This is a genomic window from Vibrio sp. B181a (genome assembly GCF_030248375.1).
Lineage (GTDB): Bacteria > Pseudomonadota > Gammaproteobacteria > Enterobacterales > Vibrionaceae > Vibrio > Vibrio campbellii.
Map to the genome: position 1 here is coordinate 1 of NZ_JAHGAD010000043.1, position 24,882 is coordinate 24,882.

The following is a 24,882-nucleotide window of genomic DNA, read 5'->3' on the forward strand; positions in this document are numbered from 1 at the left end:
CGAATCCCGAATCCCGAATTTATTTCTTCTGCATCTCTTTCCACCATGATTCGTCAGCCACAATTTGGCCTTCGTCATCAAGTTGTGGATATTCTAGCCCTTTGCGTTTCGCTACCTTTGCTAAGACTGGATGGCCACGCTCAAACAGAATGCGGTTGATGGTCTCTTTTGGTAGGGCGCTCTCTTCACGTTCGTACATACCAGCGGCTTCACGCTGACGCTGCGCTTCATAAAGAATCACGGCACTGGCGACTGAGACATTCAAAGACTGCACCATACCGATCATTGGGATAATGATGTCTTGGTCCGCAAGTTTCTTCGCTTGCTCTGAAGCGCCAATTTTTTCGCTACCCAGAATGATTGCCGTTGGCTTGGTGTAGTCGATTTCACGAAAGTCGACCGCGGTGTCTGAAAGGTTGGTTACCAGAACTTGCATGCCTTGCGCTTTGAGCTCGGTAATCGCAGTTTCAATCGAATCGTGAGTATCCACTTCTACCCAGTTGCGTGCCCCGGCTGAGGTGTGGGTAAGTGTGCGCATTTTGTCTGGCCAAATTGCATGAACTTTGTGTAAGCCTGTTGCGTCTGCTGTGCGTATCACGGCGGAAACGTTGTTCGGCTTATGGACTTCTTCAAGGCACAGAGTGAGGTCGGTTTGGCGTGCTTTTAGCACCTGATGAATGCGGTTGTAACGTTCTAAATTCATAATAAATAGGGATATAAAAAAATCGCCACCCAGAGTGTGGGTGGCGATAGAGTTTAGTTCTTTCTTCGTCTGACTCGAGTCGCCTGTGGCATGGTCTTAATCTTACGCATGATGCCAGCAAGGTGAACACGATCTTTGGTGGTTAGCAGAACGGTAACGGTGTACAAGCGACCGTCACGTTCTTCGGTTGAAAGACCGTGAATGTTCGAGCCTGTTTTCGAAATCACATTGGTCAATTCCGCTAACGCACCTTGGTTATTGAGCATATCGACTTTCAGTTCCGCGATGAACTCTTTATCGTACTCTTCAGACCAAGCGACTGCCATGTATTTGTCCGGCTCTTTCTGGTATCCGCGTACGTTTGGACACGTTTCACGGTGAACCACAAGACCACGACCTGGCGATACGTGAGCAATGATGTGGTCATCCGGGATAGGGTGACAACAATTTGCGAAAGTCAGTAGCAGACCTTCTGCCCCACGGATTGGCAGTTTCTTGTTAGATTCGTTTGGAATTGAGCTTGTGGTGGTCAATTCATCAGTATCACCCAATAAGCGACGTGCGATGACGATACTCATCAACTCACCCAAACCAATGGCTGCTAGCAGATCATCGACGCTTTCTAGGCGTAGATCAGTCAGCACTTCTTGGATGTTTTCTGGGTAGATTGAATCAATCGAATGACGACCTAAAGCGTGATTCAGTAGACGACGACCCAAGGTAATCGACTCTTCACGACGCATGGTCTTCAATACTTGACGAATCTTAGTGCGAGCGCGAGAAGTCACGACATAGTTTAACCAAGCCGCGTTTGGACGCGCACCTGGTGCACTGATGATTTCTACTGTCTGACCGTTCTTTAGTGCCTTACTTAGTGGGTAAGGGTTACGGTCAACGCGAGCACCAACACAAGAGTTACCGACATCAGTATGTACGGCATAAGCAAAGTCGACAGCCGTTGCACCTAATGGCAGTTCAACGATACGACCTTTTGGTGTGAAGACGTAAATCTCATCTGGGAAAAGATCCGATTTTACGTTTTCAATGAATTCGAATGAGTTACCAGCGCTTTGTTGTAGCTCAAGCAGGCTTTGCATCCAACGCTGAGCTTTCACTTGCGCTGTTGTGCCAGACTTGTCGCCCTTGTCTTTGTATGACCAGTGCGCAGCGACACCTTTGTCCGCCATTTGATCCATATCTTCGGTACGGATCTGAACTTCAACTGGCACGCCATGTGGGCCAACCATAGAAGTATGTAGCGATTGGTAGCCGTTCGCTTTTGGTACCGCAATGTAATCTTTCATGCGACCAGGACGCGGCTTATACAAGCTGTGTACTTGGCCTAGAACGCGATAACAAGTATCGGCAGTATCAACAACCACTCGGAAAGCGTAGATATCCATGATGGTGTGGAAACGCTGTTCTTTGGTTTTCATCTTGTTATAGATGGAGAACAGGTTCTTTTCACGACCTAACACGCGCGCATTCAAGCCAACATCTTCGAGTCGACCTTCAATTTCGCTGTGAATACGTTGGATCATCTCTTTACGATTACCACGTGCCGCTCTTACCACTTCTTTTAGAACGCGGTAGCGGTTCGGGTAAAGCGCTTCGAAGCCAAGCTCCTCAAGCTCCGTTTTGATATTGTGAATACCAAGACGGTGAGCCAGTGGCGCGTAGATTTCCAGTGTTTCGCGAGCAATACGGCGTTTTTTGTCGGGGCGCAGGGCACCTAACGTGCGCATATTGTGCGTACGGTCAGCCAGTTTGATCAGGATAACGCGGATGTCTTGCACCATCGCCAGAACCATCTTACGGAAGTTCTCGGCTTGAGCCTCTTTCCTATCGCGGAATTTGAGTTTGTCCAGTTTAGATACACCATCAACCAGCTCAGCGACGGTATTGCCGAATTTCTCTTCGAGATCTTCTTTTGTAACGTCACAGTCTTCGATGACGTCATGCAGCAAAGCAGCTTGGAGGGTTTCGATATCGAGGCGCATTTCGGCCAAGATTCGAGCCACAGCGACTGGGTGGATGATGTATGGTTCACCGCTTGAGCGGGTTTGCCCTTCATGGGCATCTCTTGCTACCACATAAGATTGACGCAGAGCCTCAATTTGAGGCTCTGTTAGGTATTCTTGGGCAACGTCTTTGAGGCTATCGAATAGATACAAATTATAGGCCCGGGAGGTTGTTGAATTCTAAAGTCAGAATTAACGGTTGTGAGCGATGCTGCTTACTGCCGCTAGCTCTGCCGCTTCTTGCTCTTGCTGTTCTTGACGTTCACGAGCGTCTAGAACTTCTTTAGTAATTAAACCTTCTTCGATTTCGCGTAGAGCGATAACCGTTGGCTTATCGTTCTCTTCTGGCACTAGTGCATCTTTACCGCCAGTTTGCATTTGACGAGCGCGGCGAGCCGCAATCAGTACTAGGTCGAAACGGTTGCCAACTTTTTCAACAGCGTCTTGAACAGTTACGCGTGCCATGAGGACTCCAAATAGTTAACTAAATTTTGAATGACGAGAAAGTATACAGTCTCAGCGTAATATTTACTAGCGATAAGACGTGCAACAACAATGACTTTCTATATAAGCAATATAAGCTTCCTTACCGTAATAAAGAAGCGAAAATTTGTGTTTCAGTGCAGAATTACTCTGCTAGAAGCGCGTCAAGCATACCTTTATATTTAGCAGCTTGCTTTTCTTCCTTCAATCTTTCCGCACGTAGAATGGCTTTAAAGTCCATTAATGCAGTATCGAAATCGTCGTTTACGATTACGTAATCGTACTCGTTGTAGTGTGAGATTTCAGATTTTGCTTCTGCCATGCGTTTTGCGATCACTTCTTCGCTGTCTTGACCACGAGTGTTTAGACGGCGTTCTAGCTCACCATTTGATGGTGGCAGGATAAAGATGCTTTTCGCTTCTGACATTTGCTCACGGATTTGACGTGCGCCTTGCCAGTCGATGTCTAGGAAAACGTCGATGCCTTTGTTTAGCGTTTCTTCAATCCATACGCGTGATGTACCGTAGTAGTTACCAAACACTTCTGCGTATTCTAGGAAGTCGCCTTGTGCAATCAGAGCTTCAAACTCTTCTTTTGCAACGAAATGGTAGTGGATACCGTTTTCTTCGCCAGGGCGCATGCCACGAGTAGTATGAGACACAGACACTTTCATTGCATATGTTGGGTTACGCTCCAACATTGCTGAGATCAAGCTAGATTTACCTGCGCCGCTAGGTGCAGATACGATATAGAGAGTACCTTTGCCCATTGTACTGTTCCACTTTTGGTTGGATTGAGTGAATGCCGAAAGAAGTCTCGACCTTGTTGTCATGCCAATGACGTTTATTCACGAGATTGGTATAACGATAGCACTGGCGTTGATGATTTCCTCATCAAACTGCTTGAGATTGGTGATAAACCCGCCAGAAAAATGGAGGCGAAGAGTATCATGATCTCCCTGAGGTTGCTAGCCGATCTTTTGGATCTTTGAGGTGTGGTATGAATTCGCCTTCTTTATACAGAAACGAAAAAAGGGGAAGCTTTCACTTCCCCAGGCGTGCGACTGACTCACACTTAATTTTCGGAGCAACCACAACCACTTTGGTTACTACTTTTCAGATGACGAGTGCCTATTAGCCTTGCGACTCTAGGTAGTTGATCCATGGACTCACTACTTGTCTCATCGAATCCGATTTTGCTGCTTTCTTCATTGATTTAAGCGCTTGAGTTGGCTGATTCAATTCAAAGAAAGCCATGCCGCGGATGTATTGCAATTCTGCGGCTTGCGAGCGCGATGCATCAGAGGCAGGCGTCGCAGCAAACTTAGAAGCGGCTTGGTATTGCTTCGCTTGAATCATCAAACGGGCAATTTTTAGCTGGCTTTTTGTCTTCGGGGCCAGTTGATAAGCGGTTTGATAGGTATCAATCGCATTATCCAGCTCTTTAGACTGCTGCCAAAATGACGCTAAACGCTCTAAGTTTTCTTGGTTTGTTTCGATATTACCGTTTGCCATTTCATCTTTTAGAATCTTTGCCGCGCGGTAAGGGATCTCTTGATAAGCAAGGAAGTTTACTAGACGTAAGTACTCTTTCTCTTCTTCAAACAAACCCAGTTTATAAGCCATTTCCAAAGCAGAAAGTGCATTCTTGTCTTGGTTCAGCTCCATATAAGTACCAGAAAGTTGCATCCAGTAGCGCTTTTTCTGTGGGTACTTAGTGGTTAGGATCTTAAGAACACTTGCAACGCTCTTCATTTGACCTAGCTCGTAATGAGAAGCCATCAGAAGCATGTACCACGATTCACTTGGATTCTTCGTCATTGCAATTGCTTTTTTAGTTGGTGCGATTGCTTTACGGTAGTCTTCCATCTGAACGTAAGCACTTGCTAGCGTGATGTAAGCGTGTGCTTGTGGTTTTTCTTTCGTTGTTTCAGCTACGGCGAACCACTTTTCCATGGTTTTAACCGATTTCTTAAACTGTTCTTCAGCAAGATATAGCTGAGCAAGGCTGTAACGAACTTGCTGTGCAACGGGTACTGGAAGAGCATCCAGAGAAAGCGCTTCTGCAAAGTATTTAGATGCCTTTACATAGTCGTCTCTCATTGAGTACAAGAAGCCCATCTGTTGCAGCAGTACTGCACGGTCATACTTCTTCGAAGTTTTGCCGAGTGCCTTGTTCAATCTTTCGATTGCATCAGAGTATTTCTCAGTCGCAATCAGTTCTTGAACTTTGTTAACGACTTTAAATGTTTTATCAGAAAGCTGTGGCGAATCTTTGGCAACAACAGGTGTGCTAAGCACACCCATTGTTAACGCAACAGAAGCCAGCAATGTCTTGAGTAATTTCATATTGTGACTCCCTAGTTGGTGGTGAACTCAATTTCTTGAGCCATGCGCGAGGCCACCGGTTGTCCATCAACCATCTTAGGTTTGAAAGTCCATTTTGATACGGTCTTTCTTGCTGCTTTACCCAAACCAAGTCGACGAGGTGTCTCTTTTACTACTTTGATGTCTTCAACCGCGCCGCGAGCGTTAACGGTGAATTCAATCAATACCACGCCTTTCTCTAGACCTGACTTCGCCGCTTTACGAGGCATTTGAGGTTGGAAAGTCGCCAATGGTACTGGACCACCCGATCCCGCTACTGAACCACCGCCCTGAGAGTAGTGACCAAGTACTGAACCACCCGTAACATTAACTGGTAGGTCAAGTTTCGGCATGTCCATTGGGATTTGATCCATCACCGGTTTGACCGTAGACGTCACCTTCATTTCAGGTGGCGGTGGCGGACGTTTCGGTGGTGGTGGTTTTGGTAGTTCGCGCTTTTTCTCCTGTATTTTTTCGTCCGGTTTAATGCGAATGAATTCAACCATACGGAGATCATCATTCGACACTAGCTCGTGGCGCTCTTTGTTTACTAGCTTGTCCATCCCCCAGAACAATCCGAGGGAGACAATGAGCGCCAGTGCAATTGAGGCCAGATACCGCATAGGCTTAATCCTTATTGGTTGCGGCAATGGAGATGCTTTCTACACCTGCCATCTTAATCTGGTCCATAACCTTCACGACTACACCAGCGTTAGCTTCAGTATCCGCTTGGATAACAACCGCACCGTCTGGGCTTTCTGCACGTAGACGTTCGATGTTGGCACGTACTGCATCTACTTCGATGCGACGTTTATCAACCCAAACATCACCCGCAGCGCCGATGGCAACCATGATGTTACCTTTCTTCACGGTTTGCGCTGAGCTTGCCGTAGGGCGATTTACTTCTAGACCGGCTTCTTTAACGAACGATGTTGTTACGATAAAGAAGATCAACATGATGAAGACGATGTCGAGCATCGGTGTCATATCGATAGCAGCTTCATCACTGCTGTCATTGCTATAGCGTCTCTTCATGACCTATACCTCTAATTCCGTTTACTCAGGCAATATGCTTTAGCTTGTCTTCAAGCTTCTGCGTGGTGACTTTGGCTAAATGATCAAGACGAGTACTAAAGAACAGTCCTGATAGAGAAGCCACCATTCCCGCTAATGTTGGGATTGTTGCCTTTGAGATCCCCGAGGCCATTGCTCGAGGGCTTCCTGTACCTGTAACCGCTAAGATATCGAATACTTGAATCATGCCGACAACGGTGCCGAGTAGACCAAGTAGGGGACAAAGTGCAATCAGTACTTTAACGATTGGTAGTCCCTTTTTATTCTCAATATCCTGACGAGAAACGATTTCTTGTCGGATCATCTTAGCGTTCCAGCTTTTATGTTCTGAGCGCTCTTCCCAAAAGCTAACGGCTTTTTTCATTGCTTTTGGAGCGACGGCAGCGAAGTAAAACCAACGTTCTAGCAATACTGCCCACAACATGAAGCTGAGGATAAAGATGACGACAAGCACGTCGCCACCCATTCCCAAGAAGCGCCTAATTGATTCAAGTTCTCCAACTAACCACCACATAACGCCTCCTTAGCTTTCGGCTTTATGCAGTTTTTCCTGATAGCGAGCGATGAAGCCTGCACTCTGTTCTTCAAGAGTTTGAACCAAACGACGACCTTTACTGTGTACGATGGTGTACAGGAACAGTAGAGGAATTGCGACAACCAGACCAAGCATCGTAGTAACAAGTGCTTCTGAGATACCGCCAGCCATTAGCTTCGGATCACCTGTACCAAATAGTGTGATGGCTTGGAACGTACCGATCATACCCATAACTGTACCTAGTAGACCTAGAAGTGGTGCTACAGAAGCGAACAGTTTGATTGAGCTGATAAAGCGTTCAATGCTCGGTGCGTTACGTAGGATGATTTCGTCCAGTTTCGCTTCAAGATCTTCAAGGTTGTCACCTTTATGTTCTTGGTAAGCTTGGATAACTTCACCTAGAGGGTTGCCAGGAATAACAGTGTCGGATTTCGCTTGCTTACGCATCTTGCCACCGATAACCAATAGGCGTAGGTAACAAGCGAGTGCGATCAGTGCACCAACTGCACCCATAGCTAGGATTACGTAGCCAACAATACCACCTTGGTCAATACGTTCCTGAACCGTAGGGCTTTGTACAAGTAGAGACAGAATCACACCACGAGATGGGTCGATAAACAGTGGTTCGTATGTGCCGTCTGCTGATTCAAAACCGCCAACTAGGCGAGTGATGTTTTTGCTTGGTTGACGTGATAGCTCTTCGAACTTACCAGTTTGAGGTACGTAAGTTACGTATTTGCCATCTGCGATTGCGTTAAACTCACCCACTAGGGTTACGTCACGTACCGCTTCTTTACCTTCACCGTATACAACGGTTGCTTCAGCTGTCGTTGTATCACCTGATGCAACTACCTGTTGTAGGATGGTGTGCCAAAACGCTTCAAGTTCTTGCGTTGATGGCAGTTCTTTACTTTCTGCTAGTTTAGACAGCAGAGCATCACGCTCAGGGAAAAGAACGGCGTTTTGCGAAGCGGCAAATAGACCTTTAAACTCACCAGCATACTGGCGAACCACACCAAACATCTCACCTAAAGTACCTGAACGAACGCGCAGTGTTTCAGTCAGTTCAGTTAGCTGCTTGTCGTTTTCATCAAACGTGGCTTTTAGCTCATCACCAAGTGCTTGTTGCGCTGCAAGTTCTGCACGAGCTTTTTCAAGAAGTGCAGCTTGTTGGTCACGGTTGTTTTTGAACTCAGCTTCACGAGCTTTGTTCTCTTTTGATTCAACGATACTTTCTGATTTTACGTTTTTCAGTAGCTCAGATAGGTTCTGTGGCGCTTCAGCTTGAGCACCAGAAATCATAAATAAGCTCGCTAGCAAACCAGCGGCTAGAGTTTTGAATCCTTTCATTTCTTATTCCTCCCCAGCAAATACAGGCAGTTTGATCAGCGCTGGTGGCGCTTGTTTCTTAGCGATACGTAGGCCTTGCTGTACAGCGATACGGTAGTTTTCAGGTAGTGACTCCCATTGACGGGTTTGTTGATTCCACATACCTGTTTCACCGCCATCCGGAGATTGGAATAGAAGCGCAGTACGACCAATACGTAGGAAGTCGTAAGTCACGGTCTCGCCGTTGCGCTCTAGGCTAGCTTTGTAAGATTCAATCGAGCGAGAGAAGCCTTCTTCGATTTGATATGCTTCCATCACTTTACGGAATTTTTCTGAAGTCGTTACGTCTGCACGGTCCATTAGGTCGCGCAGTTCATTGACACGCTTGGTGCGCTCTTCTTTTTGGAAAGGAAGGTCAAGCACGACGAATTCATCAAGTGCATCGATCATTTTCAGCGTTAAAGGCACAACCTCAGTCGCTGTTTGGTCGATTTGAGCAATCTGGTTGTTTAATGAATCCAATTCGCCTTGTTGCGATTGAACCATACGATTGATTTGCTCGTTGTAGACTTTCATGCTGTCGATTTGGCGAAGCAAGCCTTTGTATTCAGCTAGCATGCTTTCCGCGCTTTCAGCATATCCGTCGATTTTTTGTTGAGAAACTTGTGCAGAGGTGTTGGTTTTTGCTTGAGTAGAAATTACCGAACCTGAATCTGCCGCTATAGAACTAGCACTTACAGACAGCAGTGCAGTGGTAATAGCACTCACGCCAAATCTCTTTAACGTCATAGTAGCATCCTTGTCAGTGTATAAAGTCAGTCGATAAGGGCGCGGGAAAGTCCCGCGCCAAAAAGGGTTTTAGAAGCCGTATTCAAGTTGTAGGTAGTAGAAACGGCCTGTGTTGTCGTGGAATGCGAAGTGGTAGCCTTCTGCTTCATTGTAGAATGGCGCCAATTCGTTAGTTACGTTACGGATACCAACAGCAACTGTTGCGTTTTCGATACCTGTGTACGCAAGCTGCGTGTCCCAAGTTGTAAGGGCATCAACTTCTGAGTGCTCTGCGGTTTCGTAACGAGTGTCGTAAGAGTGTGTGTAGTTCACGATGTTTGTGAACGCAAAATCTTCGTAACCGTAACCAAGCGTTGCTTTACCCTTGAAGCGAGGACCACCGTAGTAAGTACCGATGTAATCTTCTAGGTTGCCATCTGAATCGCTTTGCTTGTACTCGATGTTGTAAGTACCAGCTAGTTTCACTAGGAAGTCACCGTAGCTATCTGTTGATAGGTCGTATTTCACTTCACTATCGATGCCGCTTACTTGTTGCTTAGCAACGTTCACGTACTCATCTAGGATGTAGTCGATATCACCGTTTGCTTTGCGAACAACGTTCGGGCTGTTTTCATCGATAAGCTTCTGTGCACCTAGTGTGTCGATCTTGTCATCATTCACGATGTAGAAGTAATCAACTTTTACAGATAGGTCTTCAAGTGGCTCAATAACAGTACCGATGTTAAATGACTGCGCAGTTTCTGCATCTAGGTCTTTGTTACCTTGGCTGATAACTTTGTATTGACCGCGAGTGTCAGTTTGCGGGTCGTAAAGTGTTTGGTAGCTTGTAGATGCGCCCGCGTTAACTTCAGGTAGAGTTGGCGCTTTAAAGCCGTGGCTGTATGAAGCACGGAATAGAACTTCATCCATTGGTTGGTAACGAACTGCCACTTTCGGGCTGAATGCTGAACCAAAGTCGCTGTAGTGCTCCGCACGACCAGCAAGCTGAACTTCAACTTCTTCGATAACCGGTGCAACAAGCTCTACGTAACCTGCAAATACAGTGCGGTCACCATCTGAACTCGTACCACCACTGCCGATGATTTCACCAGCTTCACCTAGCGGATCTGGTGTGTCTGAACCGCCTTCGTAACGGAACTCACCGCCTACAGCAACATAAGCATCACCACCTGATAGCTCGAATACTGGGAAAGATGCGCCAGCATTGATAAAACCAAGCTTAGATTCACCCTTACGTTTTGTTTCAACGCGAGCACCATCTAGTGAAGATGATGGGTTATTGGTTACGAATGGGTTGTAAGCACCGCTATCGATCGCCGCTTGGTAGCCTGCGATTGTTAGGTAGTTCTTACCTACGTTTTCAGTTTCTGTGTAGTGATAACCAGCATCGGCTGTCCAATCTACATCAGTATCAAACCAGTTTGCGTAACCTTCAGCACCAGCAACAATACGGATTGAGTCTGTTGTGATTTCGTTGATACGGTTACCGGCTTCGATGATACGGTGACGCATAGTTACGTCTTCACCGTACGTGTTATTTGGGTTGTCTTTGGAGATAGTCACGTTTTGGAAGTCAGGTGTCGGTGCCGAGATAGTTTTTGATTCCACTCGGTTAAGACTTAGCTCCGCAAACAAGTTTGTATCTTCGTTTAGCTGGTGGTTAAGGCTAGTTAGGAAGTTGTAACGATCGCTTTCTGGGATCATTGCAATTTCTTCGTTGTAGTTGTAGTTACATTCTGCACTACCACCTGGACATAGTGATTCCCATGTACCATCTTCTTTGTAAACACGGCCTGGTGTACCAGCAGAGCTGCGCCAGTCATAACCACCTTGTGAAGAGTGGTCTGCATTCTTCGTGTTTGGACGATCTTTCATCATGATGTTGCCTTTTTGGACAACGTTTAGAGACGCCATGATGTTTGTTGCGTCATTGAATGTTTTACCGCCAGTTAGTGTAACGTCTAGGTCTTCACCATCGCTGTAAGAGGTTTGGCCGCCATTTAGACGAACATCAAAGCCTTCGTAATCACGCTTAAGGATTACGTTTACTACACCACCGATAGCATCTGAACCATAGATTGCTGATGCGCCATCTTTAAGAACGTCGATACGTTCAACAGCTGAAAGTGGGATTGAGTTTAGGTCAACGAAAGTGTCGTTTAGGTTTTGTGCAAACGCGTAGTTTGCTACACGGCGACCGTTAAGTAGGACTAGAGTACGGCTCGCACCAAGACCACGAAGAGAAACACCAGAAGTACCTGCAGCAAAACTGTTAGTAAATGAGCTGCCGTAGCTGCCTGCACCATTCTGTGTTAGTCCACGTAGGACATCATCCACGCTTACAGCACCCATCTTAGCGATGTCATCTGCTGTATATACGTCTACTGGGTTTGGACCTTCCATGTCCGTAGTGGAGATACGTGAACCTGTTACCTTCATCTTCTGAAGTTGTTCAACTTGCTGCTCTTCTGCCTGTGCTGCTAGAGGTGCCACTGCTGCGGTTCCCAGTGCAAGGCTGATCGCAACAGATAAAGCGGTTGTGTTTTTATACATCCTTGTTGCTCCGATTATTATTATTTCCTATGTGCGGTCATATAAAGACCAATTGTGACGTTAATATTTCGTTAACGTTCTGGACATGTATAACCGAGATGAAAAAAGGAAGTCAAACCAGTGGTAAACAGAGATAAAGAAATGTAAAAAAGATGTAAAGAACCAAAAGTGATATGAATCACAGCACATTTTGCTGTGTAGCGTTTATAAACCGAGATTAAATTTTAATAAAACACCGTATTTTGTGTTTCTTGTAAAGATTAATGACTTATCTTGCCTATAGTTTTTAAGCGGGCGATTAGTACTGAAAGTTGGTGTATATGTAGAGAATTATTCTGTTATGAGGTTTTTATGGAATGCTCTGTATGTTAACTCGATCGCATGGGGTGGTATCAGAATATGATACCCACCGTAATAAAAGGGCTCACTCGTATTTTAGGGTCAAATGGAAGTTAGGTTGTTTTGTCTATTTATTCTTCATATTTGCATGTTTATATAGGGTTTTGGCTCTAGAGTGCCTAGATTGATATTCTGTGTGAATTGGTTTTGTGGTTTTTTATAATTATTTACAAAAACATTTCTATTTTTCGACATCGGAAGAAGTTTGTCATGTTTTGGATTCAAACACTTGAAGCTTACTCAGATTCAAGATAAATATGACGCTGAAATTATTGCAGTAGTGGAAAAAACTGGCTTTTGAAATTCAGGGAGTGTGTTTCAACAGCTTTAGTTACTACAGGATAGAAATGCACCATTTTGGGCCGGATTTTGCCTATCCAACCCCGCCTAATAATGGACAGTAGACAAGGAGCAAGTTGTATATGCTGTCGTACTTTTTACGCCGTTTAGCGCTGGTGATCCCAACGTTTCTCGGAATTACCATTCTTATCTTCGCGATCACTCGATTTGTTCCCGGTGGGCCAGTAGAGCGCATGCTGTCACAAATGCAAGCACAAGGTGATGGCGCCGCTTCAATGACCTCAGCTGGTGGTAACACCGCACTTTCTGATGAGCAAATCGCAGAACTTAATGCGTTTTACGGTTTAGATAAACCAGTCATGGAAGCGTATGTTGAGTGGTTAAGTCGCTTGGTTACGCTTGATTTGGGTGAATCTACCCGATACTACGAACCGGTATCTGACATGATTGCCGAGCGTTTACCAGTATCTCTGTTTTATGGCGGAATGACCTTTTTTATCAGTTACTTTATCTCAATTCCGCTTGGTTACTATAAAGCGTTGAAGCATGGCTCCGTGTTTGACTCCGCTTCTTCCATTCTTATCTTCGTTGGCTACGCCTTACCGGGTTATGTGGTTGGTGTTTTGCTGATTACGCTATTTAGTTATCACCTAGAATGGTTCCCAATGGGGGGCTTTGTTGGCGATGATTTTGATGATTACGAGACCTTCTTTGAGCGCGCCAAAGACATTATGTGGCATGCGGTATTGCCTCTGATCTGTTACTTGATTGGTGACTTTGCAACGCTGACGATGACGATGAAAAACAACCTGATGGAAAACTTATCGTCAGATTACATTCGTACTGCGATTGCTAAAGGTTTACCGTTTAAGAAAGCGGTACGTAAGCACGCTTTGCGCAATAGCTTGATTCCTATCGCTTCTCACTTTGGTAACTCACTTTTGTTCTTTATGACAGGTGCGTTCCTTATCGAAGTAATCTTTAACATTGATGGTATCGGTCTGCTTGGTTATGAATCCATCATGGAGCGTGACTACCCTGTAGTAATGGGCATCGTAGCTATCAACGCGGTATTACTGCTGATTGGTAATATCATTTCAGATATCTGTGTTGCTTTAGTCGACCCACGTGTGAAGTTTGGAGCGTAATATGATTAAAGTTAGCCCATTAACTCAAAAGAAAATCCGTCACTTTAAAGAAATCAAACGTGGCTACTGGTCGTTTTTGATCTTATCCACCATGTTGATCCTTTCTCTGTTTGCAGAGCTGTTGATCAACAGTAAAGCTTTAATGGTGAAGTACGATGGTAGTTACTATTTCCCAGTCGTCAGTGATGTACGTTTAGGTAGCGAGTTTGGCCAAGCTTCTTCGAGTGAAGCCGATTATCGAGAGCTGCAGAAAGTATTTGAAGCTGAAGGCGGCGATAACTTCGTGATTCTACCGATTGTTCCTTGGAACCCATACGAGCAAGACTTCAGTGGTGATTTCCCTCCAACGGCACCCGATGCTGAAAATAAACACTACCTAGGTACGGATGTAATCGGTCGTGATATTTTGGCTCGATTGGTTTACGGCTTCCGCACTGCGATGGGATTTGCGCTACTAACAATGGCAATCTCTTATGCGATTGGTACTGCCGTTGGCTGTGCTATGGGCTTCTGGGGCGGTAAGTTCGACCTGTTTGTGCAACGCTTGATCGAAGTGTGGTCTATGGTGCCGTTCTTGTACGTCATCATGATCTTGGTATCTATTGTGCAACCCACCTTTACCTTGTTCGTCGCCATTAACGTACTGTTTGGTTGGATGGGGATGACTTGGTACATGCGTACCATGACCTATAAAGAATCGGCTCGCGAATATGTGATGGCAGCGCGTGCGCTAGGAGCATCAACAGGTCGTATTCTGTTTAATCATATCCTACCAAACACCATGGTGATGATCGTGACGCTTGCGCCATTTACTATCGCGGCCAATATCACGGCACTGACCGCACTAGATTACCTAGGCCTTGGTCTGATGCCACCAACACCAAGTTGGGGTGAACTGCTGCAGCAAGGTAAGTCAAACCTAGACTCGCCATGGATTGTGTCTTCAGTAGTGACTTCAATTGTACTGGTACTGGTGATGGTGACCTTTATCGGTGAAGCAATCCGAGCAGCTTTCGACCCGAAAAAATTCACACGCTATGTTTAAGCAAGCATTGTGAGCAAAACATAAAAAAGGGAAGTTTTATGAAAAAATTATTTTTAGCGTCCACGCTGAGCGCCCTAAGTTTTGGTGCGATGTCAGCAACGCTACCGACTGACTTAAACTGGCAAACAAACTGGGATGAGCCGCAATATGGCTCGCCTGAAGCGAAACGTGGCGGGACTTATCGTACTTACATGTCGAGCTTTCCGCAGACACTACGTAGCGTCGGCCCGGATGCGAACTCTGGCTTGCGTTCGTTCATCTTGGACGAGACGCCAGGGTTGGTGGTTCGCCACCCAGACACCCTAGAATTTATCCCTGAGCTGGCCAATGAGTGGGCACTAGCTGGTGATAATAAGACGGTTTACTTCAAACTAAACCCAGAAGCGAAATGGTCCGATGGCAAACCAGTCACGGCAGACGATTTTGTTTTCATGCTTAAGTTCTATCGTTCGAAAGACATTCTCGAGCCTTGGTATAACGATTACTACAACAAAACTGTCGCTGATGTGATTAAGTTTGATGATCATACGTTCGCCGTGGAGGCAGCGAAAGAGCTTAATCCTGAAGAGTTACTGTTAAGAATGGGAGCGCTGCGTCCTCGTCCTGCTCATTTCTATGCGAATCCAAAGAAAGATGAGAACGGTGATGGTATTCACGACAACTTTGTCCGTTATTACAACTTCAAGAGCGAGCCTACGACCAGTGCTTACTACTTAGACGATATCAAAAAAGGTAAAAGCGTAACCTTTAAGCACGTCGGTGAGGACTGGTGGGGTTACACCAATAAGTACTACGAGAACCGCTATAACGTAGACAAGATTCGCATCACGGTTATTCGTGATAACGACATCGCCAAGAAGCACTTCGAAAAAGGCAGTTTAGATGCGTTTGGCCTTGTGCTACCAAGTTTATGGCATGACAAGTCCAATACCGCACCTTATCAAAAAGGCTACATCCAGAAGTTTTGGGGTTACAACCAATACCCTGTTGGCGCTGGCGGCGTTTGGATGAACACCGCAATGCCATTATTGGATGATTTAAACATACGTAAGGGTATTACATACGCGATCGATTTTGATGGCATGATCGAAAACATCATGCGCGGTGATTACAGCCGTAAGCCAAACCCAACAGGCTATGGCCACGGTAAATACACACTACCAGATGCGAAAGCACCAAAGTTTGACCCAGAAAAAGCGGCTGAAGCATTTGCAGCCGCTGGTTTCGATAAGATTGGCTCAGACGGTATCCGTGTTAACGACAAAGGCCAGCGTTTGAGCTTTGAGCTGACCTACGCGACACCTGTTCATACACCACGAATTGCCTTTGTGCGTGAGCAAGCCAAGTTGGCTGGTTTGGATATTGAACTTAAATTGATCGATGGCTCATCGATGTTCAAATACGTACGCGAGAAAAAGCACGATTTAGCGTTTTTAGATATGGGTACGTCTGAGATCCCAACCTATTGGGAGTACTTCCACTCAGTGAATGCCAATAAGCCACAAACTAACTCGTTCACAAACTACAGCACACCAGAGCTTGATGAGAAAATCATCGAGTACCGTTTCAATATGGACATGGATAAGAAGATCCAATTGGGTCATGAAATCCAACGCGACATCATTGACGCGCACGTGATTGTTCCGGGTTATATGGTGCCATACGTTCGTTACGGCCACTGGAGCTGGTTGAAACTACCAGAGAAGCCAATGAACCGAATGACAGAAGCGTTGTTCAGTGGTGGCATTATTGGCGATGGTACTTACTGGATTGATAAGGACGCTAAGAAACAAACCCAAAAGGCGATGAAGTCGGGTAAAACCTTTGAACCGGTTGTTGTCGTTGATGACACGTATAAGCTGTAAGGATGTGTTATGGAAAACGATGTAATCCTGAGTGTTAAAGACCTAGAAGTCGAATTCACTACTGATGACGGCCCAGTGAAAGTACTGCATGGCGTGAACTTTGATGTTCGCGCTGGGCGTACGCTTGGCCTTGTAGGCGAATCGGGCAGTGGTAAGAGTGTGACCTCCATGTCTATCATGGGTTTGCTGCCGAAACCTTACGGTAATATTGTCAATGGTGAGGTTGATTACCGCGGGACAAACTTGGTGACACTGCCGGCAGAAGAAATGTATGCCATGCGCGGTGATCGCATTTCAATCATCTTCCAGGATCCAATGACGGCGCTTAACCCAGTGCACTCTATTGGTCGTCAGCTTTGTGAGGTGTTAGAGCTACACCGTCCTGAGTTGGATAAGAAAGAACGTGAAGCTTACGCTATTGAAATGTTGGCGAAAGTGAAAATCCCAATGCCAGAAAAGCGCTTGAATGAGTATCCACACAATCTGTCTGGCGGCATGCGTCAGCGTGTGATGATCGCCATGGCGTTGGCGTGTAAACCCGATATTCTGATCTGTGATGAGCCAACCACTGCACTGGATGTAACGGTTCAGGCGTCTATCCTTGAACTAATGAACGAGCTTCAAGAAGAAACGGGCATGGCGATGATCTTCATTACCCACGATCTAGGTGTAGTTGCCGAAGTGTGTGATGACGTGGCGGTGATGTATGGTGGTCGTATTGTTGAAAAGGCAGAGATTTTCGAGCTATTCGATAATCCGCAACACCCATACACTGAACGTTTGATGGGCTTGATGCCAAGCTTGGATAACGAGCCTAAGCAAATGATCGACATTAAACCGATCGATGCCAGCATGTTTGCTAGCTAACTGGTGCAAAGTGAACAAGTCATAAAAGAGGATGTTATGGCCAAAGAAGTATTAAGAATTGAAAATCTTAAGCAGCACTTTGTATCTGGTAAAGGACTGTTTAAGAAAGGCTACACCATCAAAGCGGTGGATGGTGTGTCGCTATCAGTGGGTGAGGGGGAAACTCTTGGCCTCGTAGGCGAATCAGGCTGTGGTAAAAGTACCTTAGGTCGTACTATTTTGAAATTGTACGAGCCAACGGAAGGTAAGATTTTCTTTGAAGGTAAAGACATCACCAAGTTTTCTGTCAAAGAAATGCGTTCATTGCGTAAAGACATGCAGATTGTCTTTCAAGACCCAATGGAATCACTCAACCAACGTCATACCATTGGCATGATTCTCGAAGAGCCGTACGTGATTCACAATATCGGTACTTCTGCAGAGCGTAAGCAGTGGGTGAAAGAGCTACTGGTTAAAGTTGGCTTGCCAGAAACTGCAGTGAACCGCTATCCGCATGAGTTTTCCGGTGGTCAGCGTCAGCGTATTGGTATCGCACGTGCGATTGCACTTAAGCCTAAGTTGCTGATTTGTGATGAATCGGTGTCGGCACTGGATGTATCGGTTCAGGCGCAAATCCTAAACTTATTGCTTCAACTGCAACAAGAGATGAATTTAGCAATTATCTTTATCTCTCATGATTTGTCTGTCGTGAAGCATGTCTCTGACAAAGTGGCGGTGATGTATTTTGGTAAGGTAGTCGAAGCGGGTAACGCGAAAGAAATCTACGCGAACCCTCAAAATGACTACACCAAGAAGCTCCTCTCTGCGATCCCAATTACTCATCCGAAGTATCGCAAGAAAAAGCGCTTAGCAGAAAAAAAGCAGCAAGTGGCGTAATGCCATCCGCCGAGTAAAATCATCATCGAAAACGCTCCACTTAGTTGGAGCGTTTTTATTATGAGCGTATTTTTATAACTGGAGGGAGAACGCATCTTCAGCTTCTTGAAAAGAGCGTGCTACACTGCAAGCTTATTCCTTTGATTTGTTTGGATAGTTGACTATGCCGTCGCATTTACCTAAATCATTCAGTCGTCCATTTCTGAAGCTGTTTCACCTGCTTGAAGCCGTGCTTTTGGTTGCCATCACGATGGCGACGGTGTGGGCGATGGTTGAAGAGTTTGTCCATATATATGTGCAAAAGCGCGTGTCACTTGATGACATCTTATTGATGTTCATCTATCTGGAAGTGCTGGCCATGGTCGGGCAGTTTGTGATGAACGGTAAAATACCGGTTCGATACCCGATCTACATTGCCATGATGGCGATTGCTCGCTATATCACCTTAGGTATGAAAGAGCTCGATTCAGTAATGATCGTGTGGTTATCTTTAGCGGCATTTATTCTGGCGGCTGCAACCTTGGTTATTCGAGTTGGTCACCATTATTGGCCGTATATCGATAATCAAACCGCCGAAAAAGACGAATGATGTTAAGCCTCGCTCAGTGCGAGGCTTAATTTTTTGTGTGAAGGGGAATCACATCCAAATGGCATTGGGGTAAAAAAGTGTAAAGTCATCTCAAGCCATCTTGTTTCTTGTCTAATTGATGAGTATCTTCACAATAACCTTTTTACCTGTTCTGATGAGATATTGTGATGTTGGCGAAAAGCACATCGACAATTTATTTTCTGTTGAGTGTCTTGATTGCATTTGCGCTTTCAAGCGGTATCGCTCGTGCAGAAATACCATCAACAGTGAGCCACATCACGACGGCTGAGTCTCTGCATATTAGCTACTGTGATTTAACCTTTGGTTCAGCTAAACAGGACGAACCGGGTTGTTGTGAACCTGGCGGAACATGCTTTGAAAAGCAGTGTTGCTCCCATGGCCACGCATCGGGTACGGCTGTTGTTGAAACTCAGCCAAGATCTTATGAGGCTCCATTCCGAGATGAAATGGCGGTAAGTAAAGCCGCGCTCTACACCAGTGCAGACATGCACTCTCACTATCGTCCTCCGATAGCTTAATTCCTATCTCGCAGCGTATCGCTGCCAACAATGTTACTGCACGAATTGCCGTGTGAATTTGTTATGCGTGTGAATAGCTCTCTATTTGCACCATCCTGTGATGGGAATGAAAAATGAAAACTAATCTAATTGCTCGTACCGAGCACCTTGCTGCGCACCTGCCAAACCTTGTTATCAAAAGAAAAGCGGGAGGTTGCCATGACGCATAAGCATTTACCGATCATCTTGTTTGTGTCTGTGTGTTTAATTTGGGGCACCACGTGGTTTGCGATGGAAGTGGCGGTGCAGACTATTCCGCCCATTTTTGCTACCGGACTTCGCTTTTTGATCGCAGCGCCGCTATTAATCATGTTGGCGAAACACCTCAATCAGCCCCTGTTCTTTCCTAAGGGAAAAGTATTTTGGATGTTCGTGGTCGCGATTTTCTATTTCGCGATTCCATTTACCTTGATGATTTTTGGCGAACAGTACATTTCATCAGGTCTTGCTTCGATCATCTTCGCCAATATGCCAATCGCAGTCATGATGACATCGAGCTTGTTCCTTGGGCTTAGGTTGCGGAAATTGCAGATTGCGGGTCTTTTGGTGGCGGTTCTGAGCTTAATTCTGATTCTGGCTAAAGAGATGAGTTTAGGTGGCGAGGATTATCTACTGGGCTTTCTCGCTTTAGGTGGGGCGGTCGCAATTCATTCGGTGATGTATGTGTTTGTCGAAAAGTTCTGCAAGGGCATTCCTGTACTGACTTACAACGCCTTTCCGAGCTTTGTCGCTTCCGTATTGTTGTTTATCACCTCATTGCTTGTTGAACGGCCAGACATTTCTCAGTTCTCAATAGATTCGATTACCGCGGTGATTTACCTTGGTATGTTTGCCAGCGTAGGTGGCATTGTGGCGTACTTTAAACTTGGGCAAGTGTCGACGCCGTTTACCGCTTCGATCTGTTTTCTGTTTTTCCCGTTGGTTGCGCTGAGTCTTTCAACATGGATCGCGGGTAACAGTTTGTCGTTGGTTTCCGTTGCTCTGCTGCTGCCATTACTTGGCGGTATTTTTGTAACGAAAGCCGAGCCTGCTTTCTGGCAGCGCTTTCGCCTTAAATCTGCAGAGTCAAAGCCGGTGCTATGTGAACATTGTATGAAGAATATCAATGCCTAACACAGACTAAAGGTCATTAAAAAAGCCCTGCAATGCAGGGCTTTAGAAGGTAAATCGAAAGGCCTGTTATTCGATGTTCTGGATCTGTTCACGCATTTGCTCAATCAGAACTTTCAGTTCAACACCTGATGCGGTGATGTCTGTGCTGATTGATTTTGACGCTAGCGTGTTCGATTCACGGTTGAACTCTTGCATCATGAAATCTAGACGACGACCGACTGCGCCACCTTTCTTCAGGATGTTTGTGGTCTCTTTCACGTGAGAATCAAGACGGTCTAGCTCTTCTGCTACGTCTGATTTCTGTGCCAGAAGGATAAGCTCTTGTTCAACGCGAGATGGGTCTAGCTCTACTTTTGCATCTTCAAACTTCGAGAACAGACGCTCACGTTGCCACTCTAGGATTTCTGGCATGCGTGCGCGAACCTTCACAACTTCTGATGTGATCGCTTCTAGGCGTTGCTCGATAAGCGCTTTCATGTTGTCGCCTTCACGACCACGCGCTTCGATGAACTCGCTGATTGCTTCGTCAAAAGCAGCAAGCAGTTCTTTGTTAACTTCATCCATGTTTTGCTCTGGTGTTTCCATCACACCAGGCCATTGCATTACTTGGAATGGGTTGATGCGGCTTAGCTCGCCAGTCATGTGCATCACTTGCTCAGCGGCTTTGATCACTTGGTTTGCCAGTGCTTCATTGATGCTTAGCTCCGCTTTTGCTGCTGGGTTCGCTTCAAAACGCAGGCTACACTCTACTTTGCCGCGTGCTAGGCGCTTGCGAAAACGCTCACGCAGTACTGGCTCAAGAGCACGGAACTGTTCTGGCATACGGAAATAAGTTTCTAGGTAGCGTTGGTTTACACTGCGGATTTCCCACACTGCGCTACCCCAATCGCCTTTCACTTCTTTACGCGCGTACGCTGTCATACTGTAAATCATTGAATTTTCCTGTCTTCTAATTTGCTGAAAATTACCCCGCAATAGTAGCACAGCAAGATGGCAGTGGCTTTGCTATTCTGAGTCGAGATTGTCCAGATAGCTTTATTTAATCGATTCCGTTATAATCTGCGCCCAACCAAATCGTCTTCTCCTCATTACTTAAGGTAGATGCCCATGCGCCCAAACGATCGCAAGGCGGATCAAGTTCGCCCAATCAAAATTACTCGTAACTATACAGCTTACGCTGAAGGCTCAGTGTTAGTTGAATTTGGTAACACCAAAGTGTTGTGTAATGCGACCGTTGAAGAATCTGTGCCTCGTTGGCTAAAAGGTCAAGGTAAAGGCTGGGTAACAGCTGAATATGGCATGCTACCTCGTGCGACTCACTCGCGTACTCGTCGTGAAGCAGCGAACGGTAAGCAAGGCGGTCGTACTATGGAAATCCAACGCTTGATCGCACGTAGCCTACGCGCTGTAGTTGATCTACAAGCGATGGGTGAGTTCATGATCACAGTTGACTGTGATGTTATCCAAGCAGACGGCGGCACTCGAACTGCGTCTATCAGCGGCGCAAGCGTTGCAATGGCAGATGCATTCCAACACCTAGTGGATAGCGGCAAGCTAAAAGCAAACCCAATGAAAGGCCACGTAGCGGCAGTTTCAGTTGGTTTGCTAGGTGATGATGTTCTGTGTGACCTTGAGTACGTTGAAGATTCAGCGGCAGACACAGACATGAACGTTGTGATGACAGAAGAAGGCAAGATGATTGAAATTCAGGGCACCGCAGAAGGTGAACCGTTCAGTCATGAGCAGCTGATGGCTCTGTTAGAGTCGGCGAAAGTCGGTATTACGGAAATTGTCGCAGCGCAGAAGGCGGCGTTAGCCAATTGATTTAGATAGCTCCCATTATGGGGGCTATTTTTTTATCTCGACAATAGAGAAATGAATGATTGTCGAGAAGAGACACAAGAAACCAAGGACATAGAGAGAAAATAATGAAAGCATACCAGCGTGAATTTATTGAGTTTGCACTTGAGAAAGAAGTTCTTAAGTTTGGTGAGTTTACTTTGAAATCTGGCCGTAAAAGCCCGTACTTCTTTAACGCTGGTCTTTTCAATACTGGTCGTGACCTAGCGCGTCTTGGTCGTTTTTACGCAGCAGCGTTGGCGGATTCAGGCATTGAGTTTGATGTACTGTTTGGCCCTGCGTACAAAGGTATCCCAATCGCGACGACAACAGCAGTAGCGCTAGCGGATCACCACGACATCGACACGCCTTACTGCTTCAACCGTAAAGAAGCAAAAGACCACGGCGAAGGCGGCAACCTTGTAGGCTCAGCGCTTGAAGGTCGTATCATGCTAGTAGATGACGTAATCACAGCAGGTACCGCGATTCGCGAATCAATGGAAATCATCCAAGCAAACGGTGCGGACCTAGCAGGTGTGCTGGTTGCGATTGACCGTCAAGAAAAAGGCAAAGGTGAGTTGTCTGCGATTCAAGAAGTGGAGCGTGACTTTGGTTGTGCAATCATCTCAATCGTAAGCCTGACTGACCTTGTGACTTTCCTTGAAGAGAAAGGTACAGACAAAGAGCACCTAGAAGCAGTAAAAGCGTACCGCGCGGAATACGGCATTTAATTGTTCTTTCATCATTAAAGAAAAAGGGGCTGGTGGATATCCATCAGCCCCTTTCTTTTGTCTTTATCATTTACTTGTAGCGAATGCCTTTTGGCGCAGTTTCATCAGCCATTGTTTTGTAGCGTTTGTGCAGCCACATCCACTGCTCTGGTGCGCGCAGAATCACTTCTTCCACAAAGGTGTTCATGTAAGCCGCTGCTGCAACTTCGTCTTTTTTCGGATAGTCAGCTTCAATACACTTATCAGCGATGATTTCATATTTGCCATCTTCATTACGGAAGCCAGAACCCGGGATAATCGAACACTTAGACGTGTAAGCCAGAATGCTGGTGCCAGTTGTAGTACAAGCATCTTCAACCGCGAAGAAAGGCACAAATACTGACTTGTTACGACCGTAATCGTGGTCTGGTAAGTAGAACAAACGCTCACCGCTACGTAGAACGCGAATCATATGTTTAACGTCTTTACGATCAATCAGCTTGTTGCCGTTGTGTGTGCGACCCCAGTACTGAATGAAGTTGTACGCAGGGTTGTTGTGCGGACGAAATGCGCCGTAACCCGCCACGCCAAGTACTGCAAAGGCACGCGCCGTGATTTCAAGATTAAGTGCGTGTACGCAGCACAGCAGTACGCCTTTGCCTTCTGCATTTTTCTCATGCAGAGCGCCTAGGTCTTTCTCGACAATCAGAGTTTTGAAACGCCAAGTTGGCCAGAACCAAGTGATGCTGGTTTCGATCAGCGCCATACCGGTATTCTTGAAGTTCTCTTCAACGATGTGTTGGATCTCTTCAGGCGTTTTATCTGGGAAAGCCAACTCAAGGTTACGTGTCGCAACATGGACACGACCTTTGCCGTAACGCATACCAAGGTGACCAAGTGTGCGACCTAACGATAGCAGCATGCGGTATGGAAGGATATTGACCACGATAGCCAAAAAGCCAAAGCCGAGCCAAACGCCCCAGTTACGAGGATGGAGAAGGGAAAGAGAAAACTCCGGCTTAGTGAATTTGTCTTTACTCATAATCTCTACTTAATTTGTGCGCTAAGAAGTGCCCAATACTCATCAAAGTTCGCGGTTGGTTGGTATTTGAAATCACTACGAACAAAGCGGTTCAAGCTGCCTTCAACTTGCCCTAGGATTTGAGCCGCCAAAATGCGCTCTTCCACTGGGAACGATTTGCCTTCACGGATCTTACGTTCACGAAGGATCTGACGAAGCTGTGTTTCGATACGTTCAAACAGTTGGTTGATGCGATCGCGTAGGCGCTCATTTTCAAACATTAGAGCATGGCCAGAAAGAATGCGTGTCAAACCTGGGTTACGTTCTGAGAATGCCAGAATAAGGTGCATTACCATACGAATGCGCTCCAGTGTGTCTTTCTCATCATCCAAAATACGGTTGATGCGTGTCATGAGTGCTTCTTCGATGAACTCAATCAAGCCTTCAAACATGCGAGCTTTACTTGGGAAGTGGCGATAAAGGGCCGCTTCTGAAACACCGACCTGTTTCGCCAATTTTGCCGTAGTAATGCGTGAAGCACCTTCTGTAGATTCAAGCATCTGCGCGAGAGCTTGCAAGATTTCTTCACGACGATTGGATTTTTTACTGCCGGCCATTTAGTTACTTCCTTTCAAAATACAAAGTTGAGCGGAGGGGATTATAAGACGCTCTTTGGCAT

24 protein-coding genes are annotated in these 24,882 nt (G+C 45.9%); 10 read left to right on the forward strand and 14 right to left on the reverse strand.

The genetic code is table 11. From position 1 onward, the window contains the following. Window positions 1-19 precede the first annotated feature (19 nt). The 11 genes from trmH to KIO97_RS18680 all read right to left on the reverse strand — a co-directional run bounded on the left by trmH (window position 20) and on the right by KIO97_RS18680 (window position 11,853). A complete protein-coding gene (gene trmH, locus KIO97_RS18630) occupies window positions 20-703 on the reverse strand; it encodes a tRNA (guanosine(18)-2'-O)-methyltransferase TrmH (protein WP_005430068.1) in 684 nt (227 codons plus the stop codon). Between the two features lie 53 nt (window positions 704-756). Next, window positions 757-2,877: a bifunctional GTP diphosphokinase/guanosine-3',5'-bis pyrophosphate 3'-pyrophosphohydrolase gene (gene spoT, locus KIO97_RS18635; protein ID WP_005434453.1), complete on the reverse strand. Its 2,121-nt coding sequence runs from the start codon at window positions 2,875-2,877 to the stop codon at window positions 757-759. Between the two features lie 39 nt (window positions 2,878-2,916). Next, a complete protein-coding gene (gene rpoZ, locus KIO97_RS18640; protein ID WP_005379346.1) occupies window positions 2,917-3,189 on the reverse strand; it encodes a DNA-directed RNA polymerase subunit omega in 273 nt (90 codons plus the stop codon). 163 nt (window positions 3,190-3,352) lie between these two features. After that, on the reverse strand, window positions 3,353-3,976 hold the full coding sequence (gene gmk, locus KIO97_RS18645; RefSeq protein WP_005430186.1) for a guanylate kinase: 624 nt from the start codon (window positions 3,974-3,976) through the stop codon (window positions 3,353-3,355). 364 nt (window positions 3,977-4,340) lie between these two features. Then, entirely contained in the window at window positions 4,341-5,555 is a 1,215-nt protein-coding gene (locus KIO97_RS18650) for a hypothetical protein (RefSeq protein ID WP_285383645.1), read from the reverse strand. Window positions 5,556-5,566: 11 nt separating this feature from the next. Then, complete coding sequence (locus KIO97_RS18655) at window positions 5,567-6,196, reverse strand: energy transducer TonB (protein WP_005430078.1); 630 nt, start codon at window positions 6,194-6,196, stop codon at window positions 5,567-5,569. A 4-nt stretch (window positions 6,197-6,200) separates the two neighbouring features. Beyond that, window positions 6,201-6,608 (reverse strand): biopolymer transporter ExbD, encoded by a 408-nt coding sequence (locus tag KIO97_RS18660; RefSeq protein WP_005430119.1) that lies wholly within the window; start codon window positions 6,606-6,608, stop codon window positions 6,201-6,203. Window positions 6,609-6,633: 25 nt separating this feature from the next. Continuing rightward, window positions 6,634-7,161 (reverse strand): MotA/TolQ/ExbB proton channel family protein, encoded by a 528-nt coding sequence (locus tag KIO97_RS18665; protein WP_005430146.1) that lies wholly within the window; start codon window positions 7,159-7,161, stop codon window positions 6,634-6,636. Between the two features lie 9 nt (window positions 7,162-7,170). Further along, window positions 7,171-8,532 (reverse strand): MotA/TolQ/ExbB proton channel family protein, encoded by a 1,362-nt coding sequence (locus tag KIO97_RS18670; RefSeq protein WP_050906304.1) that lies wholly within the window; start codon window positions 8,530-8,532, stop codon window positions 7,171-7,173. 3 nt (window positions 8,533-8,535) lie between these two features. After that, the gene (locus KIO97_RS18675; protein ID WP_012126803.1) at window positions 8,536-9,300 is read right to left on the reverse strand and encodes a DUF3450 domain-containing protein; all 765 of its coding nucleotides are present in this window, start codon (window positions 9,298-9,300) and stop codon (window positions 8,536-8,538) included. Window positions 9,301-9,369: 69 nt separating this feature from the next. Continuing rightward, a complete protein-coding gene (locus tag KIO97_RS18680) occupies window positions 9,370-11,853 on the reverse strand; it encodes a TonB-dependent receptor (protein WP_103410333.1) in 2,484 nt (827 codons plus the stop codon). 821 nt (window positions 11,854-12,674) lie between these two features. On the opposite strand from KIO97_RS18680, the gene KIO97_RS18685 reads away from it, so the two are divergent. The 8 genes from KIO97_RS18685 to KIO97_RS18720 all read left to right on the forward strand — a co-directional run bounded on the left by KIO97_RS18685 (window position 12,675) and on the right by KIO97_RS18720 (window position 20,633). Next, entirely contained in the window at window positions 12,675-13,700 is a 1,026-nt protein-coding gene (locus tag KIO97_RS18685) for an ABC transporter permease subunit (protein ID WP_005430070.1), read from the forward strand. A gap of 1 nt (window position 13,701) precedes the next feature. Then, the gene (locus tag KIO97_RS18690; RefSeq protein WP_005430115.1) at window positions 13,702-14,745 is read left to right on the forward strand and encodes an ABC transporter permease; all 1,044 of its coding nucleotides are present in this window, start codon (window positions 13,702-13,704) and stop codon (window positions 14,743-14,745) included. Window positions 14,746-14,783: 38 nt separating this feature from the next. After that, the gene (locus tag KIO97_RS18695; protein WP_038890950.1) at window positions 14,784-16,610 is read left to right on the forward strand and encodes an extracellular solute-binding protein; all 1,827 of its coding nucleotides are present in this window, start codon (window positions 14,784-14,786) and stop codon (window positions 16,608-16,610) included. A 9-nt stretch (window positions 16,611-16,619) separates the two neighbouring features. Continuing rightward, the gene (locus KIO97_RS18700) at window positions 16,620-17,477 is read left to right on the forward strand and encodes an ABC transporter ATP-binding protein (protein ID WP_005430191.1); all 858 of its coding nucleotides are present in this window, start codon (window positions 16,620-16,622) and stop codon (window positions 17,475-17,477) included. Window positions 17,478-17,513: 36 nt separating this feature from the next. Beyond that, entirely contained in the window at window positions 17,514-18,353 is an 840-nt protein-coding gene (locus KIO97_RS18705; RefSeq protein WP_005529144.1) for an ABC transporter ATP-binding protein, read from the forward strand. A 163-nt stretch (window positions 18,354-18,516) separates the two neighbouring features. Next, window positions 18,517-18,942: a phosphate-starvation-inducible protein PsiE gene (locus tag KIO97_RS18710; RefSeq protein WP_005430195.1), complete on the forward strand. Its 426-nt coding sequence runs from the start codon at window positions 18,517-18,519 to the stop codon at window positions 18,940-18,942. Window positions 18,943-19,109: 167 nt separating this feature from the next. Next, window positions 19,110-19,481 (forward strand): hypothetical protein, encoded by a 372-nt coding sequence (locus KIO97_RS18715; protein ID WP_285383646.1) that lies wholly within the window; start codon window positions 19,110-19,112, stop codon window positions 19,479-19,481. Between the two features lie 198 nt (window positions 19,482-19,679). Then, window positions 19,680-20,633 (forward strand): DMT family transporter, encoded by a 954-nt coding sequence (locus KIO97_RS18720; protein ID WP_285383647.1) that lies wholly within the window; start codon window positions 19,680-19,682, stop codon window positions 20,631-20,633. Between the two features lie 66 nt (window positions 20,634-20,699). Here the strand turns inward: KIO97_RS18720 and KIO97_RS18725 are convergent, their stop codons facing one another. Continuing rightward, on the reverse strand, window positions 20,700-21,566 hold the full coding sequence (locus tag KIO97_RS18725; protein WP_038883423.1) for a YicC/YloC family endoribonuclease: 867 nt from the start codon (window positions 21,564-21,566) through the stop codon (window positions 20,700-20,702). 174 nt (window positions 21,567-21,740) lie between these two features. Between KIO97_RS18725 and rph the strand changes: the two genes are divergently transcribed. Beyond that, a complete protein-coding gene (gene rph / locus KIO97_RS18730) occupies window positions 21,741-22,457 on the forward strand; it encodes a ribonuclease PH (protein WP_005430192.1) in 717 nt (238 codons plus the stop codon). A 104-nt stretch (window positions 22,458-22,561) separates the two neighbouring features. Next, entirely contained in the window at window positions 22,562-23,203 is a 642-nt protein-coding gene (gene pyrE, locus KIO97_RS18735; RefSeq protein WP_005379384.1) for an orotate phosphoribosyltransferase, read from the forward strand. A 70-nt stretch (window positions 23,204-23,273) separates the two neighbouring features. On the opposite strand, the gene KIO97_RS18740 is transcribed toward pyrE, so the two are convergent. Together KIO97_RS18740 and slmA are read right to left on the reverse strand one after the other, a co-directional pair. Further along, a complete protein-coding gene (locus tag KIO97_RS18740; RefSeq protein WP_285383648.1) occupies window positions 23,274-24,224 on the reverse strand; it encodes a Kdo(2)-lipid IV(A) acyltransferase in 951 nt (316 codons plus the stop codon). A 5-nt stretch (window positions 24,225-24,229) separates the two neighbouring features. Next, the gene (slmA, locus tag KIO97_RS18745) at window positions 24,230-24,820 is read right to left on the reverse strand and encodes a nucleoid occlusion factor SlmA (protein ID WP_005434407.1); all 591 of its coding nucleotides are present in this window, start codon (window positions 24,818-24,820) and stop codon (window positions 24,230-24,232) included. Window positions 24,821-24,882: the final 62 nt, after the last annotated feature.